General features: G+C 59.6%; 13 protein-coding genes. 10 read left to right on the forward strand and 3 right to left on the reverse strand.

Annotation, left to right across the window (positions count from 1 at the left end):
• Positions 1-29 precede the first annotated feature (29 nt).
• The gene (locus tag RYB09_RS13155; RefSeq protein ID WP_230018864.1) at positions 30-599 is read left to right on the forward strand and encodes a LysR substrate-binding domain-containing protein; all 570 of its coding nucleotides are present in this window, start codon (positions 30-32) and stop codon (positions 597-599) included.
• A 158-nt stretch (positions 600-757) separates the two neighbouring features.
• Entirely contained in the window at positions 758-2,821 is a 2,064-nt protein-coding gene (gene treS / locus RYB09_RS13160) for a maltose alpha-D-glucosyltransferase (protein ID WP_002553446.1), read from the forward strand.
• Here treS and RYB09_RS13165 read toward each other — a convergent pair.
• On the reverse strand, positions 2,818-4,590 hold the full coding sequence (locus RYB09_RS13165) for a sigma 54-interacting transcriptional regulator (RefSeq protein ID WP_316888810.1): 1,773 nt from the start codon (positions 4,588-4,590) through the stop codon (positions 2,818-2,820). The two genes, treS and RYB09_RS13165, sit on opposite strands and share 4 nt — an antisense overlap.
• 279 nt (positions 4,591-4,869) lie before the next feature.
• Between RYB09_RS13165 and RYB09_RS13170 the strand changes: the two genes are divergently transcribed.
• From RYB09_RS13170 to RYB09_RS13180, 3 genes are all read left to right on the forward strand, one after another.
• The gene (locus RYB09_RS13170; RefSeq protein WP_316888811.1) at positions 4,870-6,351 is read left to right on the forward strand and encodes a benzaldehyde dehydrogenase; all 1,482 of its coding nucleotides are present in this window, start codon (positions 4,870-4,872) and stop codon (positions 6,349-6,351) included.
• A gap of 86 nt (positions 6,352-6,437) precedes the next feature.
• Positions 6,438-7,205 (forward strand): coniferyl-alcohol dehydrogenase, encoded by a 768-nt coding sequence (locus RYB09_RS13175; RefSeq protein WP_122280994.1) that lies wholly within the window; start codon positions 6,438-6,440, stop codon positions 7,203-7,205.
• An 85-nt stretch (positions 7,206-7,290) separates the two neighbouring features.
• Positions 7,291-8,238, forward strand: a complete 948-nt coding sequence (locus RYB09_RS13180; RefSeq protein WP_044323274.1) for a transporter — start codon at positions 7,291-7,293, stop codon at positions 8,236-8,238.
• A gap of 355 nt (positions 8,239-8,593) precedes the next feature.
• Here the strand turns inward: RYB09_RS13180 and mhpT are convergent, their stop codons facing one another.
• Positions 8,594-9,814, reverse strand: coding sequence for a 3-(3-hydroxy-phenyl)propionate transporter MhpT (gene mhpT / locus RYB09_RS13185; protein WP_316888814.1), 1,221 nt, complete (start codon positions 9,812-9,814; stop codon positions 8,594-8,596).
• A 326-nt stretch (positions 9,815-10,140) separates the two neighbouring features.
• On the opposite strand from mhpT, the gene RYB09_RS13190 reads away from it, so the two are divergent.
• Entirely contained in the window at positions 10,141-11,463 is a 1,323-nt protein-coding gene (locus RYB09_RS13190; RefSeq protein WP_316888816.1) for an OprD family porin, read from the forward strand.
• A gap of 44 nt (positions 11,464-11,507) precedes the next feature.
• On the opposite strand, the gene RYB09_RS13195 is transcribed toward RYB09_RS13190, so the two are convergent.
• Complete coding sequence (locus RYB09_RS13195) at positions 11,508-11,996, reverse strand: MarR family winged helix-turn-helix transcriptional regulator (protein WP_058402865.1); 489 nt, start codon at positions 11,994-11,996, stop codon at positions 11,508-11,510.
• A gap of 211 nt (positions 11,997-12,207) precedes the next feature.
• Here RYB09_RS13195 and RYB09_RS13200 point away from each other — a divergent pair, with 211 nt between their 5' ends.
• The 4 genes from RYB09_RS13200 (at position 12,208) to RYB09_RS13215 (ending at position 17,856) form a co-directional block, all read left to right on the forward strand.
• Positions 12,208-13,038, forward strand: a complete 831-nt coding sequence (locus RYB09_RS13200; RefSeq protein ID WP_316888818.1) for a p-hydroxycinnamoyl CoA hydratase/lyase — start codon at positions 12,208-12,210, stop codon at positions 13,036-13,038.
• A gap of 87 nt (positions 13,039-13,125) precedes the next feature.
• Positions 13,126-14,574, forward strand: a complete 1,449-nt coding sequence (locus RYB09_RS13205; RefSeq protein ID WP_316888819.1) for an aldehyde dehydrogenase — start codon at positions 13,126-13,128, stop codon at positions 14,572-14,574.
• Positions 14,575-14,728: 154 nt separating this feature from the next.
• Positions 14,729-16,615 carry a feruloyl-CoA synthase gene (locus tag RYB09_RS13210; protein ID WP_316888820.1) on the forward strand — a complete coding sequence of 629 codons (1,887 nt, stop codon included), beginning with the start codon at positions 14,729-14,731 and terminating at the stop codon, positions 16,613-16,615.
• The gene (locus RYB09_RS13215) at positions 16,612-17,856 is read left to right on the forward strand and encodes a thiolase family protein (RefSeq protein WP_316888824.1); all 1,245 of its coding nucleotides are present in this window, start codon (positions 16,612-16,614) and stop codon (positions 17,854-17,856) included. Before RYB09_RS13210 ends, RYB09_RS13215 begins: the two co-directional genes overlap by 4 nt.
• The last annotated feature ends 104 nt before the right edge of the window (positions 17,857-17,960 follow it).

A 17,960-nucleotide genomic window follows, 5' to 3' on the forward strand; every position in this document is an offset into this window, starting at 1 on the left:
ATTACCACTCGCATATCCTCGAGACCAGCCTGAGCGCCTCGCTGGACTTTCTCGCCCATCACTACCCCGATATTCACTTGAACGTGCTGCACCGCTCCGAACAACACCCCTCGCTGGACGCGTTGATAAAGGAAGTAGCCGACATCCTCATCCTGCCCGGTACTGTCCTGAATGAGCATTATCTCGAGCATCATTGCTGGTCGGACCATTACGTGCTGGTGGCGGCGCGCAGCAAACAGGCAACGCCGCAAAGCTTCGCCGAGCTTTCGCAGGTGTCACGTTACGTGGCCTGGCGGCATCCCGGGGTCGAGCGTTTGCACCAGCAACTGGCATCGGCGCAGGTGCGGCTCAGTCAACGCGGCGAACTGACCTGTCTGGACACACTTCTGGATCTGGTCGCCAAGCGCCATTGCATTTCGATTCTGCCCAGGGCGTTGCTGAACGGGCGCTTCCGTGAGCTGGAGTCGATCCCGCTGCCGCTGACCGTGATGCGGCACATCAGTGTGGTGGCGCGGCCGGCCTCGCTGCTTTCCAATGCCGCCAATGCGGTGATTCAGGCACTGAAAAAGCCTCCTGTTGCCATCCCTCAACCTTATTGATGCCGCAAAACTTCGTCATAGCACGGTCGGCGAGCGTCAGACCGCGACATGAATGCAACGAATCGGGCCTTGTGGGCTCATATCCGTAAGCAATACATTCAGGGCGCTCCGCCTGCGGAGCGTCTCAGGTCGCCGATTCGAGAGGAAGACTGGACGCTATGACGATACCGGACAAGCAGTACGTGGACTGGCTGGTCGAGCAATCGATGCTTAATGCCGCAAGACAGCGCGCCAAGACCTATTCGGGGCAGGGCAGGCTCTGGCAGCGTCCTTTCGCCCTTGCACGCCCCAGAGATGCATCCGCCATTGCGTCAGTCTGGTTCACCGCCTATCCGGCTTCTATCGTCACTCGTGAAGGTGGCTCGGTGCTGGAAGCGCTGGGTGATGAAACCCTGTGGCACGCGCTGTCGGAGATCGGCATTCAGGGCATTCACAACGGCCCGCTGAAGCTGTCCGGCGGGCTGAAAGGCCGCGAGCGGACTCCGAGTATCGATGGCAACTTCGACCGCATCAGTTTCGGCATCGACCCTGATCTGGGCACCGAAGCACAACTGTTGAGCCTGTCGCGCATCGCTGCAGCGCACAACGCGGTGATCATCGATGACATCATCCCGTCGCACACCGGCAAGGGCGCAGACTTCCGTCTTGCCGAGCTGGCGTACGAGGATTACCCAGGCCTGTTCCACATGGTCGAGATCCGTGAGGAGGACTGGCCGCTGCTGCCTGAAGTGCCGACCGGTCGCGACGCCGTCAATCTGATGCCCGATGTGGTCGATCAGTTACGCGACAAGCATTACATCGTCGGTCAGTTGCAACGGGTGATCTTCTTCGAGCCCGGCGTCAAGGAAACCGACTGGAGCGCCACCGATGTGGTGCATGGCGTCGATGGCAAGGCCCGCCGCTGGGTCTACCTGCATTATTTCAAGGACGGTCAGCCTTCATTGAACTGGCTGGACCCAAGTTTTGCCGCGCAGCAGATGATCATCGGTGACGCACTGCATGCCATTGATGTAATGGGCGCGCGGGTACTGCGTCTGGACGCCAACGGCTTCCTTGGCGTGGAGCGTCGCGCCGAAGGCACGGCCTGGTCGGAAAGCCATCCGCTGTCGATCACCGGCAACCAGCTACTCGCCGGTGCGATCCGCAAGGCGGGCGGTTTCAGCTTCCAGGAACTGAACCTGACCATCGATGACATCGCGTCCATGGGTCAGGGCGGCGCTGACCTGTCCTACGACTTCATCACACGACCGGCCTATCAGCATGCACTGTTGACCGGCACCACCGAGTTCCTGCGCTTGATGCTGCGTCAGGTGCATGCGTATGGCATCGACCCGGCCTCGCTGATCCATGCCTTGCAGAACCACGATGAGCTGACTCTGGAGCTGGTGCATTTCTGGACGCTGCACGCCCACGACACCTTCCATTACCAGGGGCAGACGTTCCCGGGCAATATCCTGCGCGAGCACATCCGTGAAGAGATGTACGAGAAGTTGTCCGGTGAACACGCGCCGTACAACCTCAAGTTCGTCACCAATGGTGTCTCCTGCACAACGGCCAGCATCATCACCGCCGCGCTGGGCATTCGTGATCTGAGCACGATCAGCGATGCAGACATTCAGCAGATCCAGCACATCCACCTGCTGCTGGTGATGTACAACGCCATGCAGCCGGGCGTGTTTGCCTTGTCGGGCTGGGACCTGGTCGGCGCCTTGACGCTGCCGGCCGAGCAGGTCGACCACCTGATGCAGGACGGTGACACGCGCTGGATTCATCGGGGTGCCTACGATCTGGTCGATCTGGACCCGGAAGCCGAATTTTCTGCTGGTGACATGCCGCGTCCGAAGACGCTGTATGGCAGCCTGGTCAGTCAGCTCCAGCGACCTGATTCGTTTGCCTCGCAGCTCAAGAAGATTCTCGCTGTGCGCCGTGCCTACGACATTGCAGCAAGCCGCCAGATTCTGATTCCCGATGTCGAGCATCCAGGGCTGCTGGTCATGGTTCACGAGTTGCCTGCCGGCAAGGGCACGCAGATCACCGCGCTCAACTTCAGCTCAGAGACTATTGTCGAAACGCTGCACCTGCCTGGCATCGCGCCGGGTCCGGTGGTCGACATCATCAACGAGCGGGTCGAGGGTGATCTGACCGATCAGGGCGAGTTCACCATCACGCTGGATGCCTACGAAGGGCTTGCCCTGCGTGTGGTGAGCACCTTGCCGATCTAGGCGCCCCCTGGCTGCTGTTTCTTCAGACGATAGGCAAACTGGGCGCGACTCAGGCCCAGTAAACGCGAGGCGGCCGCCAGGTTGCCCTCGCTCTCGTCCAGCGCTTCGTGGATCAGGCGCTGTTCGAGGTCGTCGATGGAGAATGCCTGGCCTGACTGCCCCAAAGTGTCCAGCAGTCTGGCAGTCGAGGACGGCCGGGTTTCTGAAACAGAGGTCTGCCGCAACGTGCCCTCGGGGTTCAACGAGTAGGAGTCCTCCGGTAACGACTCGTTGCGGAAGATATGCACCAGATCAATCGCCTGGCCCTCGTCGCTGGCAATCAGCCCACGCTCGATCAGGTTCTGCAGCTCGCGCACATTCCCGGCGAAGTCATAACGCAGCAACGTCTTCAATGCTCGCATGGTCAAGCCGGCCGGCGTCCTGCCGTACTCCTGACAGAATCTTTTGAGAAAGGCGTTGATCAGCAACGGAATGTCATCACGGCGTTCGCGTAATGGGGGCAGGGTGATCGGGTAAACATTCAGGCGGTAGAACAGGTCCTCGCGGAACTCGCCATCGGCCACCGCCTTGCGCAAGTCGACGTTGGTCGCCGCCACCACCCGAACATTGACCTTGATACCGTGGCCGCCCCCGACGCGTTCGATCTCCCGCTCTTGCAGGGCGCGCAGCAGTTTGCTTTGCCCGGCCAGGCTCAGGGAGGTAATTTCATCCAGAAACAGCGTGCCGCCATTGGCGCGCTCGAAACGCCCGGGCCTTGAGTGCGTCGCGCCGGTGTATGCCCCACGCTCGACACCGAACAGCTCGGCTTCGATCAGGTTATCGGGAATGGCTGCGCAGTTGAGCGCCACGAACGGGCCTTCGCGGTTGCGGCTGAGCTGGTGCAACTGGCGAGCGAACATTTCCTTGCCGACGCCGGATTCACCGCTGATCAATACCGTTGCCGGGGTCATTGCCACACGCTGCAGTGCCTGGGTGGCGGCGTTGAATGCGGCGCTGGCACCAATCAGCGGCTGCTCGGTGCCGGTGGGTGGGCTTGCGTCATGGTTCGCTTTTGCCAGTGGAGGAGTTTGTTCAGGGGCAGTTGGTTTGACCACGCTCAGGTAGCCCAGGTCGCGTTCGACGTCGCCCCATTGTTCCGCGGTCTTGCCAACGACCCGGCAGTTCGCGTGGCCCATGCCGCGGCACTCCACTTCGCGGAAGACCACCATCTGCCCGAACAGGCCGCTGACAAAACCGGTGGCGTAGCCGATTTCGGTCCAGCACACCGAATCCTGCCCGATGCCATATGCCGCAACATGCTCGTCGGCTTCGCAGGAGTGGTGCCAGAGAAACTCCCCTTCGTAGAACCCGGACTCGGCGTCGAACTTGAAGTGCAACGGCTCGACCTTGGTCATGCCTTCCAGCGTGTGCAAGTGCGTACCGGCACGAAACGCCGATGTGGCATCAGCCAGTGGCCAGCGTTCGCGAATCAGCCGGGCGTCGCGCGCGCCAGACAGATAACCGGCGCGGGTGAACATTCCGCGTGCCTGCTCCTGCCCCAGACGCTCGATGATCTCGCGGCGCAAGGTGCCGAACGATGAGGTGTGCAGCAGCAACATGCGCTGATCGTTGAGCCAGATGCGCCCATCGTCAGGCGAGAAGAACAGGCAACCGGTCAATTCCTCGGCGGTGGGCGAGCCACTGGCGTCTGGCTGACTACTGTCGCCGCGAGGCAGGAAGTGCTCAGTGGAGACGCTGTGGTCGGGAAGCTCGCAGTGAGGAATTCTCATTCTTGTACCTCGGCCCGGCATTGGTCTAAATGATCAAATCATGACTCGATTAATAAACATAACTTCATCAAATGAACAAGCTCGGCCGCGTAGGATTTCCGGTCCTTGATGTTTGCTCAGTTAATGAGGTTGCCGAAAAGCCTTGTCCCAGAGCGGTTTAGCGACTATATGACAACCTGATAGCAATCCCGGCACAGGCTTTGCTCAGGCCTGTTTACGGCGCGTGCTGTCCATTGGAGTGGAGCAGGCGATTACAACCATAAAAGCCGGAGTCTGAATATGTCAGCGTCTGATAGCACCCCCCTGTTGCACCGCGCGATTGAAGCCGAATGTGTATTCAATGGCGACTGGATTCCTTCCTCATCCCCGTTATTGCCTGTCATCGAGCCTGCGACCGGCGAGCTGTTGATGAACACTGCCATGGCTGACGCGGCGGATATCGCCGTTGCCTGTCGGGAAGCTGCGCTTGCCCAGCCTGCCTGGGCGGCGCTGGGACCTCGTGAAAAGGCTGAAATATTTCTCCTGGCCGCTGATCACGCGGTCTGCGCGTTCGATGAACTGGCTTTGTATGTGGCTCGGGAGAGCGGCGGCAGTCTGCACAAGGGCCAGCACGAAGTGAATGAGGCCATTGTGTTGCTGCGCCAGGCCGCGGGTATGCTTTCGCAGGCTCATGGTCACGGTCTGATGCTGCCCAGCGCTGCCGGTCGCCTGTCTTATGCACGGCGCGTCGCACACGGTGTGGTGGGGGTGATTTCGCCGTTCAACTTTCCGTTGGTGCTGTCCATGCGCTCGGTTGCTCCTGCGCTTGCCGCTGGCAATGCCGTGGTGCTCAAGCCTGACCCGCAGACGCCGATCAGTGGCGGTTTTCTGATTGCCAGGCTGTTCGAGGAAGCAGGGCTGCCCAAAGGGCTGTTGCATGTGTTGCCGGGGGCGGCGGATGCGGGCGAAGCGCTGTGCCGCGACACCAATGTACAGATGATCACGTTTACCGGTTCAACTGCGGCCGGACGCAAGGTTGCCGAGGCTGCCGGGCGCAATCTGAAGAAAGTGTCGCTGGAATTGGGAGGCAAAAACCCGCTGGTCATTCTCGAAGACGCCGACCTTGATCTGGCTGCCAGCAATGCAGCGTTCGGAGCCTGGCTCCATCAGGGGCAGATCTGCATGGCCACCGGCCTGATTCTGGTTCACGAATCGATTGTCGCCGATCTTACCCGCAAGCTGGCAGACAAGGCGCGGGCGTTGACGGTCGGTAATGCGGCACGCGGGGAAGCTGCGTTGGGGCCGCTGATCAATAAACGCCAGTTGCAGCACGTCCACCAGGTGGTCAGCGACAGCCTGCAAGCCGGTGCGCAGCTGGAAACCGGCGGCGAATATGAGGGCCTGTTCTATCGCCCTACAGTGCTCAGCGGCGTGAAGCCCGGTATGCGTGCCTTCGAGGAGGAGATTTTCGGCCCGGTGGCCGTTGTGGTCAGCTTTTCCACCGATGAGGAAGCCATTGAACTGGCCAATCGCTCTGAATATGGTCTGGCCGCTGCCGTTATTTCCCCGAATGTGGGCCGCGCCACGGCGATTGGCGACCGACTGCGGTGCGGCATGCTGCACATCAATGACCAGACCGTGGCCGATGAGTGCATCAACTCGTTCGGCGGGCGCGGAGCGTCGGGCAACGGCTGCAGCGCAGGCAGCCCTTCAGACTGGGAGGAGTACAGCCAGTGGCAGTGGGTGACGGTAAAGAATCAGGCGCCGACCTATCCATTCTGAGTGTGCCCGGGCTTCTATGCTTTATTGCAAGTAGCGATGTGATGCAGCGACAAAACGTGATCCAACAACAATAAGAGCGCGTGACTATGAACCTGAATAATAAAACACTGATCGTTACGGGTGTGTCCTCCGGAATTGGCGCTGAGCTGGCGAGGGTGGCGCGCTTTCAAGGTGCCAGAGTGATTGGCATCGATCGCCATGAACCGCAACTGACCGTGGACGGATTCTTCCAGGCGGACCTGGCTGATCCTGACAGTATCAATGCGCTGGTCGAGCGCTTGCCCAGGCAGATCGACGCCTTGTGCAACATCGCCGGCGTGCCTGGCACTGCGCCGGTTCAGGCGGTTGCCCGAGTCAATTACCTGGGGCTGCGCCATCTGACCCAGTGTCTGCTGCCGCGCATGGCCCCGGGCGGCAGTATCGTCAACGTATCGTCGATACTCGGTGACCAATGGGCTAAACGGCTGGAACTGCACAAGGCGCTGGCCGCCACTGAAAGCTATAGCGAAGGGCAGGCGTGGCTGGCAGCCAATCCGGTCGCTCAGGAGACCTGCTACCAGTACTTCAAGGAGGCGCTGATTGTCTGGAGCTTTCAGCAGTCGCAAGAGTGGTTTCGCGAGCAGTCGGTGCGTGTCAACTGCGTCGCGCCGGGCCCGGTGTTCACACCTATTCTGGGGGATTTTGTCAGCATGGTCGGCCAGGAACGGGTTACCCGTGACGGCTTGCACATGAAGCGTCCTGCGCTGGCCGACGAGGTGGCCGAGGTGATTGCGTTTTTGTGTTCCGACGCATCGCGCTGGATCAACGGTGTCAACTTGCCGGTAGACGGAGGGCTGGCAGCTTCTTACGTGTAATGGCTGCAAGCGGTGCAACCCCGACGACACGCTCGTGGCGTCGGGGATATTGAAAAACAACAACAATAAGTACAGGAATCACAAGATGCCCAAGTCTATCTTGCGTACCGTTGCGACCGTATCAATCATCGGCCTTTCATCAACCGTCCATGCCTATGACTTGCCCGGCCTTAATCTGGGCAACACCAGCTTCTACGACGGATCGCCAGCTCCGGCAGGGCCAGGCTGGTATCTGGAGGAGTACCTTAACTACGCCAGGGCCGATCGCTTCAATGACGTGAATGGCGACAAACTGCAACTTCCCAAGCAGGATGTGGATGTACTGGCCGTGACCACGCAGCTGATTTACGTCGGCCAGCCTTTGGCCAATGGCGCGATGCCGGGTATTACCGCAATCAACACGTCGCTGGCGCATGCCGACGTGGACGATGGTCTGGATAACACCGTGCTGAGTTCGCGCGCAGGGTTTGGTGATGTGATCATCGGCCCGTTTCTGCAATTACCGACGATCACTCGTGCTGACGGCAGCCCGCTGTTGACCCAGCGTATCGAGGCGGACATTGCGATCCCGGTTGGTGCCTACAATCGCAATCGCTCGATCAACCCTGGCAGCAACTTCTGGTCGTTCAACCCGTACTACGCCGCGACTTACTGGTTTTCCCCAAAATGGTCGGCCAGCGGACGTTTCATGTACTTGTGGAACGGCAAGAACGACGACCCGCAAGCCGGGTTCGGCAATGTCTCCGACACTCAGGCAGGTCAGGCGCTGCATGCCAACCTGACCGTGCAATACGCAGTGACCGAACAGCTCTCGCTGGGTCTCAATGGCTACTGGCTCAAGCAGTTCACGGACACCCAGGTGGATGGCCATGATGTCAGTGGCCGCAAGGAAAAAGTCTGGGCCATCGGCCCCGGCTTCCTGTATGCCTTCAGCAAGGAGAACGTCCTGACGGTCAACAGCTACTTCGAACAGGGCGCGGAAAACCGCACCGAAGGCAACAAGCTGGTGCTGAATTTTCTGCACAAGTTGTAAGGCATTACTCGTCTTATAGCTATCGGCCAATGCGTAGTGTGCAGTTCCTGGCGCTACGCAGAGTGCTCGGCGTTATCCAGATGACTATCGTGCCAATGCTCCGCGTTGGCATGCATTGGGTGACGCTCCGCGTCACAAATCTGCAGCCTTGCGCGGTATCAAGGGCGAAGCAGTCTCAGGCTTTGGTGCTGCCTGTATCTCGGGCCGGATTGAATGATGAATCACGGCTGCAATGTGACGCAGAGCGTCACGAAATGCATTACCACGCGGAGCGTGGGAACGAGAACTATCGGGATTTCAGCTATGTTTTCGGGCTCTTCAAGACTTGTGCATGACGATGGACATAGCGACCTGATCACCTCGACTCCGCAGCCTTGAGCTCACGCTTCTTGAGGGCGACCGACCTGGACAGCACCGTGATCGCCGCCAGTGCGGCAATCACCAGGCCGGGTGAGGTGGCCAACAGTACGCCAGCAGTTCCCGCACCGGCTCCGAGCAGATGCCCGACAGCCAAAGGGCCGGCCACAGAGCCGAGGCGGCCGATGGCTACCGCAGCGCCGACACCGGTGGCACGTACCGAAGTCGGGTACGAAGGAGGAGCCAACGCATACAGCACCAGTTGCGCAGCCATGACAAATACCCCGGCAGCAAACCCGGCAATTGCCATCGGCACGATGCCGACCGACACGCCCACGCCCGCCAACGCAGCCAGCAAACCGGCGTAGACGAACAGCACGACCTTGGTGCCGTTGCAGCGATCCAGCAACAGCCCGCCCAGTAGCGAGCCCAGCGCGCCGCCAATATTGAACAGCATCTGCACCAGGCCCGCCTGAGGTTTGCTGAAACCCTGGCCGATCAACAGCGACGGCAGCCAGTTGAGCAGCATGTACATGACGGTCAGGGTAAAAAAGTAGCCGACCCACAAGGCCAGTGTCGTGCGAGCTCTGCCTTCACCGAACAGTGCGCTGGCACTTGAATGCCGCACAGCGCTGGCAGTCGTCTGCTGTTTAAAGGCGCTGGAATCGGGCAGTAACAGGATCATCAACGGGACCACCAGCAGTGGCACCAGACCACCGATGATGAAAGTTGTCTGCCAGTGCTCGCTGGCAAACATCGCGACCACCGCAGCCAAGGCTCCGCCCAGCGGAACGCCCGCATACATGACGCTGATGGCGAGCCCGCGATGGCGTTCGCCGACAGCTTCGGCGCACAAGGCGATCAGGTTGGGCAGCGCAGCCCCCAGCCCCAGGCCGGTCATGAAGCGCACCAGCAACAGGGCAGAAAAGCTTTCGACATAAGCAGTGCTCAGCGAGAAGACCCCGAACAGCAGTACTGCGCTTACCAGAATCTTCTTGCGGCCGATGCGATCCGCAATCCAGCCGCCAAAAAAAGCGCCCGGCAGCAGCCCGATGATCCCTGCACTGAATACCCAGCCCATCATTTTCGGGTCAAGGGCAAAGCTTTGACGAAGTCCCGCCGCCGCCGTCCCGGCAGCCTGCAGGTCGAAACCTTCGATGAGTGCGACGATAAAACACAAGATGATGGTCAGCGTCGAACGACGCAACGAACTGTTCATGGCAAGCCTCATTGTTGTTTTTGTTGTGGAGAAAAGCCTGTTCCCGAGCGCCGACGAGGCGTTGTGACAGGTGTTGATCAAGGTAACAAAAATAACTAAAAAATGAATCCGGACCAATAATTCAATAAAATCAGGAATTAGTCTTTTTAAAACATTGAGTTAGGTAGGTATTTAAAGAGTGCTAGTCAAGTAGTTAACATTATTAATGTTCGATTATCGGTCAATCTGGATTGACGTCGATACGAAATCCTCCAATTCTCCTTCCACGGACCTGCGGCCAGCGCCGGACCGAATCCAAAAACAACAACAATAAGTGGACATCCAACATGCCAACGCTCACTCGTGGTGCAGCAACAGCTGTGTCAACTCTCTTTTTCCGTGGAAAAAATTGCGGTCTCGCGCTGGGCCTGCTGGGCGTCAGCGCTATACCTGACCTCGCACAGGCTCAGGGGCTTCTGGAGGACAGCCACGGCACCTTGACGCTGCGCAATTATTATATGGACCGTGATTACAAGGACGATGGTGCCAAAACAGCCACACGGGAGTGGGCGCAGGGGTTCATTATCAACGCCGAATCCGGCTTTACAGAAGGACCGGTGGGCTTCGGTCTTGATGCGCGAACGCTGGTGGGTGTAAAGCTTGATTCCTCGCCAGACCGCAGCGGTACCGAGCTATTGCCGGTATCGGCCAGCGACGGACGGGCTGCTGACGAGTATTCACGACTGGCGCTGACCGGCAAACTTAAATTCCGCGAAACCACAATCAAGACGGGCGACGTGTCGATTTTTCTGCCGTTTGCTTTCGCCAGCCCCTCGCGCCTGTTGCCACAGACCTTTCGGGGCACGACGCTGACTTCAAAGGACATCGAAGGCTTGACCTTCAATGCCGGCTATATCGACCGGGTCAACAAGCGCGACTCCAGCAACTATCAGGCGATGACCATCGCGTCGCCGAACCGGCGCTTCAATGGTGCAGCAACGTCATCGCACATGGTTTATGCCGGGGGCGACTATCAGGTCAACAAGGAGCTCAGCGTACGCGCGTATCACGCTGAAGTGGCTGATCTTTATACTCAGAACACGCTCGCACTATTGCACAAAATGGCAATCGGCGATGGCGTGCTGACCACTGATCTGCGCAGCTTTTTCAGTAGCGACACGGGCAGCGCGAAAGCCGGAGAAGTGGATAACCAGAACCTGTCGGCGCTGTTGGGCTACAAGTGGGGAGGACACAGCGTCAGTCTTGGCTATATGCATTCGAGCGGCGATACCGCTACACCCTATGTATCGGGTACCGAACTGATGGGGTTGAGCGAGATGACCATGAGTTCTGATTTTCTCAATGCCAGGGAGCGTACCTGGCAAGCCATTTACGACTATGACTTCACTGCCGTGGGGCTTGTCGGGTTACGCAGTCGCCTGCGTTATGTGCGCGGCGACAACATCGAACTGGCCGCTTTCAATGCCGATGATCGCAAGGAGCGTGAGTTTCAGATGGAGCTGGGCTACGTCGTTCAGAGCGGCCCGCTGAAGAATATAGGCCTGCTGGCGCGCAAGTCGATCTATCGCAACGACTTCCCCGCAGGCGCCGCCTTTCGCGATGAAAACCAGACGCGCTTTATTGTCCAGTACAGCTTGCCGCTTTGGTAATCAGCCCGTCATCGACGGCAAAAATCGCCGTCGATGACGGATTTTTACGATTGGTAAACCTTTTTCAGCAGCCTGAGAAGGTCCTGACGTTCCTGGTTATTCAGCGCTGAAGTGGAATCGAGGTCACTGTCGATGGCGATCTGTTTCAGTTCGCGCAGCAATGTCTCGCCGCTCTTGCTGAGGAAGATGCCATACGAGCGTTTGTCCGGCTTGCAACGAACCCGCACGGCCAGCGCGCGTTCTTCGAGTTTGTTCAGCAAGGGGACGACCTGGGGTGGCTCGATTGCCAGAGCCTTGGCCAGATCCGCCTGCATGAGGCCGGGGTTTTGCTCAATGATCGCCAGCGCCGAGAACTGCGCCGGGCGCAGGTCGTGGGCGGAAAGACGTCCGATCAGGTTCTGGAACAGCTTGAGCTGTGCCCGGCGCATGGCATAACCGATCAGATCATCCAGCGCAGAATCCGTTGGCAAAGCTGCTTCGGCAACCTGTGCGGAGGCCTGGCAAATGTCGGCAATGTCGGATGGCTTGGCCATTGAAAGTGCAGTCCTTTTGATGGGGTGGGTCAATCAGCCGATCAGTTTGCCGAGGTTAGCGAACGATAGCTATGGGGTATACGTCACTGTGACCAGTGTATGCAGGCGGAGTGCCGACTTTTTAATTAATACCGATAACAGTTAATTGACATAACTATATTTGCCGTTTAGCTTTGAGCTATCGTCAAGCCAAGAACAAGAGAGTATCGCCATGAGCAAGTACGAAGGTCGCTGGAAAACCGTCAAGGTCGAGATCGAGCAAGGCATCGCGTGGGTCATCCTCAATCGGCCTGAAAAGCGCAATGCCATGAGCCCGACCCTGAACCGTGAAATGATCGATGTGCTGGAAACACTCGAGCAGGATCCCGACGCAGGTGTTCTGGTGTTGACCGGTGCGGGCGAGGCCTGGACTGCCGGCATGGACCTCAAGGAGTACTTTCGTGAGGTGGACGCCGGACCGGAGATTCTTCAGGAAAAAATCCGTCGCGAGGCCTCCCAGTGGCAATGGAAGATGTTGCGCATGTACGCCAAACCGACCATCGCAATGGTCAACGGCTGGTGTTTCGGTGGGGGCTTCAGCCCGCTGGTGGCATGTGACCTGGCGATCTGCGCCGATGAAGCGACCTTCGGGCTGTCGGAAATCAACTGGGGTATACCGCCTGGCAACCTGGTGAGCAAGGCTATGGCCGATACCGTGGGTCATCGCCAGTCGCTTTACTACATCATGACCGGCAAGACCTTCGATGGTAAGAAAGCCGCTGAAATGGGGCTCGTCAATGAGAGCGTGCCGCTGGTACAACTGCGTCAGGTGACCATCGACCTGGCCCTCAATCTGCTGGAAAAGAACCCGGTGGTACTGCGCGCCGCCAAGCACGGCTTCAAGCGCTGCCGCGAACTGACCTGGGAGCAGAACGAAGACTACCTGTATGCCAAACTCGATCAGTCACGCCTGCTGGACAAGGAAGGCGGGCGCGAGCAAGGCATGAAGCAATTCCTCGACGACAAGAGCATCAAGCCAGGGCTGGAAGCTTATAAGCGGTAACAAGCTACAAGCGTGAGGCTTTGACTTGAGGCTTGTATTTCAAGGTTTGAGGCTGCTCTTGAACAACAATAACAAAGAGGAATGATCATGCTGGACGTGCCCCTGCTGATCGGCGGCCAGTCGTGCCCCGCCCGTGATGGACGTACATTTGAACGCTGCAACCCGGCGACAGGCGAAGTGGTTTCGCGTGTGGCCGCAGCGACCCTGGAAGATGCCGATGCGGCAGTCGCGGCTGCTCAGGCTGCGTTCCCCGCCTGGGCGGCGCTGGCACCCGGCGAGCGTCGAGCGCGTCTGCTCAAGGCTGCCGAGCAGTTGCAGGCGCGCAGTGGTGAATTTATCGCTGCCGCTGGCGAAACCGGCGCAATGGCTAACTGGTATGGCTTCAACGTACAGCTGGCCGCCAACATGCTGCGCGAAGCCGCGTCGATGACCACGCAGATTAACGGTGAAGTCATTCCCTCCAATGTGCCCGGCTGCTTTGCCATGGCGCTGCGCCAACCCTGCGGCGTGGTGCTCGGCATCGCACCGTGGAATGCGCCGGTGATTCTTGCTACCCGCGCCATCGCCATGCCGCTTGCCTGCGGTAACACCGTGGTGCTCAAGGCATCGGAGCTCAGCCCTGCAGTGCATCGGCTGATCGGTCAGGTATTGCAGGACGCCGGGCTGGGCGATGGTGTCGTCAACGTGATCAGCAATGCGCCTGCCGATGCTGCGGCGATTGTCGAGCGTCTGATCGCCAACCCGGCCGTGCGTCGAGTCAATTTCACCGGTTCGACCCATGTGGGGCGTATCGTCGGTGAGCTTTCGGCACGCCATCTGAAACCGGCACTGCTTGAGCTGGGTGGCAAGGCACCGTTTCTGGTGCTGGACGACGCTGATCTGGACGCGGCGGTGGAAGCGGCCGCGTTTGGGGCCTATTTCAATCAGGGCCAGATCTGCATGTCCACCGAACGGTTGATCATTGATCGGAAGGTGGCGGATGCCTTTGTTGCGAAACTCACCGCCAAGATCGAAACGTTGCGTGCCGGCAACCCGGATGACAGTGAGTCGGTGCTGGGGTCGCTGGTAGATGTCGGGGCTGGCACGCGCATCAAGGCGTTGATCGACGACGCCGTGGGGCTGGGCGCAACGCTGGTGATTGGCGGGCAGTTACAGGGCAGCATTCTGCAACCGACGCTGCTCGATGGCGTGACTGACACCATGCGCCTGTACCGCGAAGAGTCCTTCGGGCCGGTGGCTGTGGTGATCCGTGGCGACGGTGACGAGGCGTTGCTGCGGCTGGCCAATGATTCGGAGTTCGGCCTCTCGGCGGCGATTTTCAGTCGCGACACCAGCCGCGCTCTGGCGCTTGCGCAGCGAGTCGAGTCGGGGATCTGCCACATCAACGGACCGACTGTGCACGATGAGGCGCAAATGCCTTTTGGCGGGGTCAAGTCCAGCGGGTACGGCAGTTTCGGCGGCAAGGCTTCTGTCGAGCATTTTACCCAGTTGCGCTGGGTGACCTTGCAAAACGGGCCGCGGCACTACCCGATCTGAATCCTCCGGTGCCGGCGTCGCCGAACTGTTGCAAAAAACCGTGTCGCCGGTAAGTCAGGCATAACAATAACAAGGCTGCAGCCTGTGCTGCTACGCTCGCCCCGAACCGCTGCAAGCCGTTGGGTGTCTGCGTACCTTGATGGAGAGAACGCACGTGAGTTCCGATATCAGATCATCAACGCTGCACAGTGAAGATAGCTCACCACGCTATCGCCAGGTCTCCATCGGTCACCCGCACATCGAGGTGCGGGAAGAGCAGGGCATTTTGCATATGCGTGCCCTGGAACCACTGGCGCAATTGCCCGATCGCTTGCTCGACCGATTGGTGCACTGGGCCAGCATCCGTCCGCAGCAAACCTTTATTGCCGCCCGCGACAGCCGTGACGGCTGGCGCAAGGTCAGTTACGCCGACATGCTCACAGACGTTCGCGCCATTGCGCAGAGCCTGTTGGCGTATGGGTTGTCCGCCGAACGGCCGTTGGCGCTGCTCTCGGGTAACGACATCGAGCATTTGCAGCTTGCACTGGGTGCCATGTACGCGGGGATTCCCTATTGCCCGGTATCGCCAGCGTATTCAGTCATGTCCCAGGATTTCGCCAAGCTGCGGCATGTTTGCGAAGTGTTGCAGCCAGGGCTGGTGTTTGTCAGCGAAGCCGCGCCGTTTCAGCTCGCCATTGATGCGGTCATTCCAGCGGATACGCCGATCATCACTGTACGCGGACAACTCGCTGGCAGGCCTCCACTGAGTTTCGCCAGCCTGTTCGATCAGCCGGGCGGGCGTGAAGCCGAGGCGGCTTTTCTGGCCAGTGGGCCGGACAGTATCGCCAAGTTCCTGTTCACCTCGGGCTCGACCAAACTGCCCAAGGCCGTAGTGACCACGCAGCGCATGCTGTGTGCCAATCAGCAAATGCTGCTGCAGACATTTCCGGTGTTCGGCGAAGAGCCGCCCGTGCTGGTCGATTGGCTGCCGTGGAATCACACCTTCGGCGGCAGCCATAACCTCGGTATCGTGCTCTACAACGGTGGCACGTTCTATCTGGACAACGGCAAACCGACCGTTCAGGGCTTTGCCGAAACCCTGCGCAACCTCAAGGAAATCTCGCCGACGGCCTACCTGACCGTGCCCAAAGGCTGGGAAGAGCTGGTCAACGCGCTGGAGCAGGACGCCGAACTGCGTGAGCGATTCTTCTCGCGCATGAAACTGTTCTTCTTCGCCGCTGCCGGCCTGTCGCAAAGTATCTGGGATCGCCTTGACCGTGTCGCCGAGCAGCATTGTGGCGAGCGTATTCGCATGATGGCGGGGTTGGGCATGACCGAGGCTGCGCCTTCCTGCACGTTCACCACCGGACCGCTGTCGATGGCTGGCTATATCGGCTTGCCTGCGCCCGGTTGCGAAGTGTGTCTGGTGCCGGTGGACGGCAAGCTGGAAGGCCGTTTCCGCGGTCCGCACATCATGCCCGGCTACTGGCGCTCGCCGCAGCAGACTGCCGACGTATTCGACGAAAACGGTTTTTATTGCTCCGGCGATGCGATCAAGCTCGCCGATCCTGCGGCACCCGAGCTGGGCCTGATGTTCGACGGGCGTCTGGCCGAGGACTTCAAACTGTCGTCCGGCGTGTTTGTAAGTGTCGGACCCATGCGCAACCGTGCAGTGCTGGAAGGCTCGCCGTACGTGCAGGATGTGGTCATCACCGCGCCTGATCGCGAATGCCTGGGTGCGCTGGTGTTTCCAAGGTTGCATGAATGTCGCCAATTGGCCGGGCTGGATACACAGGCTTCTGATGCGCAGGTGTTGGCCAGTGCGCCGGTACGCGCGTGGTTCGGCGAATGGCTGACCCGCCTGAATCAGGGTGCAAATGGCAATGCCAGCCGCCTGGAGTGGATCGTGCTGCTTGACGAACCCGCGTCTATTGACCGTGGCGAAATCACCGATAAGGGTTCGATCAACCAGCGTGCGGTGCTGCAGTGGCGGGCAGAAACAGTCGAAGCGCTTTATCGTGATCAGTCCCCGGACAAAATCAGTGCCGAGCCGACGGCATGAGCAGCGGCGGGCAATATCTGGCGTTCAGCGACGTGGCCATTGTCGACGCAGTGCGTACGCCGTGGGTCGATCTGGGCGGCGCTCTGGGGCATATTTCACCCATCGATCTGGGTATAAAGGTCGGTCGTGAGGTTCTGGCGCGTGCTGCCATTCAGCCTGATCAGGTCGACAGCGTGCTGGCTGGCTCAATGGCGCAAGCCAGTTTCGATGCGTACCTGCTGCCCCGGCATATCGGCCTGTACAGCGGCGTCGCGCAAAGCGTTCCGGCGCTGGGCGTGCAACGCATCTGCGCCACAGGTCTCGAACTGTTGCGTCAGGCTGCTCAGCACGTGAGTGAAGGCGGGCAGATGGCGCTGTGCGTTGCTGCCGAATCGATGTCGCGCAACCCGATTGCGGCCTATACCCATCGCGACGGTTTCCCGCTGGGCGGTGCCGTGCAGTTCAAGGACTTTCTCTGGGAAGCGTTGTACGACCCGGCACCGGCAATGGACATGATCGCTACGGCGGATAATCTTGCAAAACGTTACGGCTTGAGCCGTGAAGCCGTCGACGGTTATGCATTGCTCAGCCATCAGCGCGCACTGCAATCGCAGCTTGGCGGCCAATGGGCTGGCGAAATTGTGCCGGTCAACAGCCAGCGCTTTGAGCTGGAGGGGTATCAGCCGCGCGGAATCGAGTTGCCGCGAGGGGTTGAAACGGTTACGCGGGACAGCCATCCGCGAGCGACCACCCTGGCGGCTTTATCCCGTTTGCGCGCCATTCATGCTGATCGTGTGCAGACCGCAGGCAACAGCTGTGCGGTGGTCGATGGTGCGGCAGCGGCGTTGGTGGGCAGCGCTTCGCAGTCACAAAGGCAGGTACTGGCGCACCTGCTGGCCAGTGCTGTGATTGGCGTCGCTCCGGAGTTCATGGGCATTGGCCCGACGCCTGCCATCCAGCTGTTATTGCAGCGCAGCGGGCTGGCGCTGAGCGACATTGGCCGGCTGGAAATAAACGAAGCGCAGGCGGCCCAGATGCTGGCGGTGACACAAACGCTGGAACTGGACAACGAACGACTCAACTGTCTGGGCGGTTCACTGGGCCTGGGCCATCCGTTGGCAGCCACCGGGTTACGTCTGGTCATGACCCTGGCCCGGCAATTGCGCGAAAAAAACCTGCGCTACGGGATTGCCGCAGCCTGCGTAGGCGGCGGGCAGGGCATGGCGCTGCTGATCGAGAATCCGGCATTTATTGCCCGCTGAGCCTGCCCCCCTTATCCATGACTCGAAAACGACACTCAGCCATTTAAAGCGCTGCACTTGACGCAGGTCATCCTTTAGCGCTTGACCGAATTGAAGTGAACAGT

This window comes from Pseudomonas syringae group sp. J254-4 (assembly GCF_032586855.1).
Classification (GTDB): Bacteria; Pseudomonadota; Gammaproteobacteria; order Pseudomonadales; family Pseudomonadaceae; genus Aquipseudomonas; species Aquipseudomonas amygdali.

What these genes read in the sequence shown, in the direction of transcription:
- treS (WP_002553446.1), top strand. Translation starts at nt 758, where the DNA reads ATGACGATACCGGACAAGCAGTACGTGGACTGGCTGGTCGAGCAATCG.
- RYB09_RS13165 (WP_316888810.1), bottom strand. Translation starts at nt 4,590, where the DNA reads ATGAGAATTCCTCACTGCGAGCTTCCCGACCACAGCGTCTCCACTGAG.
- RYB09_RS13170 (WP_316888811.1), top strand. Translation starts at nt 4,870, where the DNA reads ATGTCAGCGTCTGATAGCACCCCCCTGTTGCACCGCGCGATTGAAGCC.
- RYB09_RS13175 (WP_122280994.1), top strand. Translation starts at nt 6,438, where the DNA reads ATGAACCTGAATAATAAAACACTGATCGTTACGGGTGTGTCCTCCGGA.
- RYB09_RS13180 (WP_044323274.1), top strand. Translation starts at nt 7,291, where the DNA reads ATGCCCAAGTCTATCTTGCGTACCGTTGCGACCGTATCAATCATCGGC.
- mhpT (WP_316888814.1), bottom strand. Translation starts at nt 9,814, where the DNA reads ATGAACAGTTCGTTGCGTCGTTCGACGCTGACCATCATCTTGTGTTTT.
- RYB09_RS13190 (WP_316888816.1), top strand. Translation starts at nt 10,141, where the DNA reads ATGCCAACGCTCACTCGTGGTGCAGCAACAGCTGTGTCAACTCTCTTT.
- RYB09_RS13195 (WP_058402865.1), bottom strand. Translation starts at nt 11,996, where the DNA reads ATGGCCAAGCCATCCGACATTGCCGACATTTGCCAGGCCTCCGCACAG.
- RYB09_RS13200 (WP_316888818.1), top strand. Translation starts at nt 12,208, where the DNA reads ATGAGCAAGTACGAAGGTCGCTGGAAAACCGTCAAGGTCGAGATCGAG.
- RYB09_RS13205 (WP_316888819.1), top strand. Translation starts at nt 13,126, where the DNA reads ATGCTGGACGTGCCCCTGCTGATCGGCGGCCAGTCGTGCCCCGCCCGT.
- RYB09_RS13215 (WP_316888824.1), top strand. Translation starts at nt 16,612, where the DNA reads ATGAGCAGCGGCGGGCAATATCTGGCGTTCAGCGACGTGGCCATTGTC.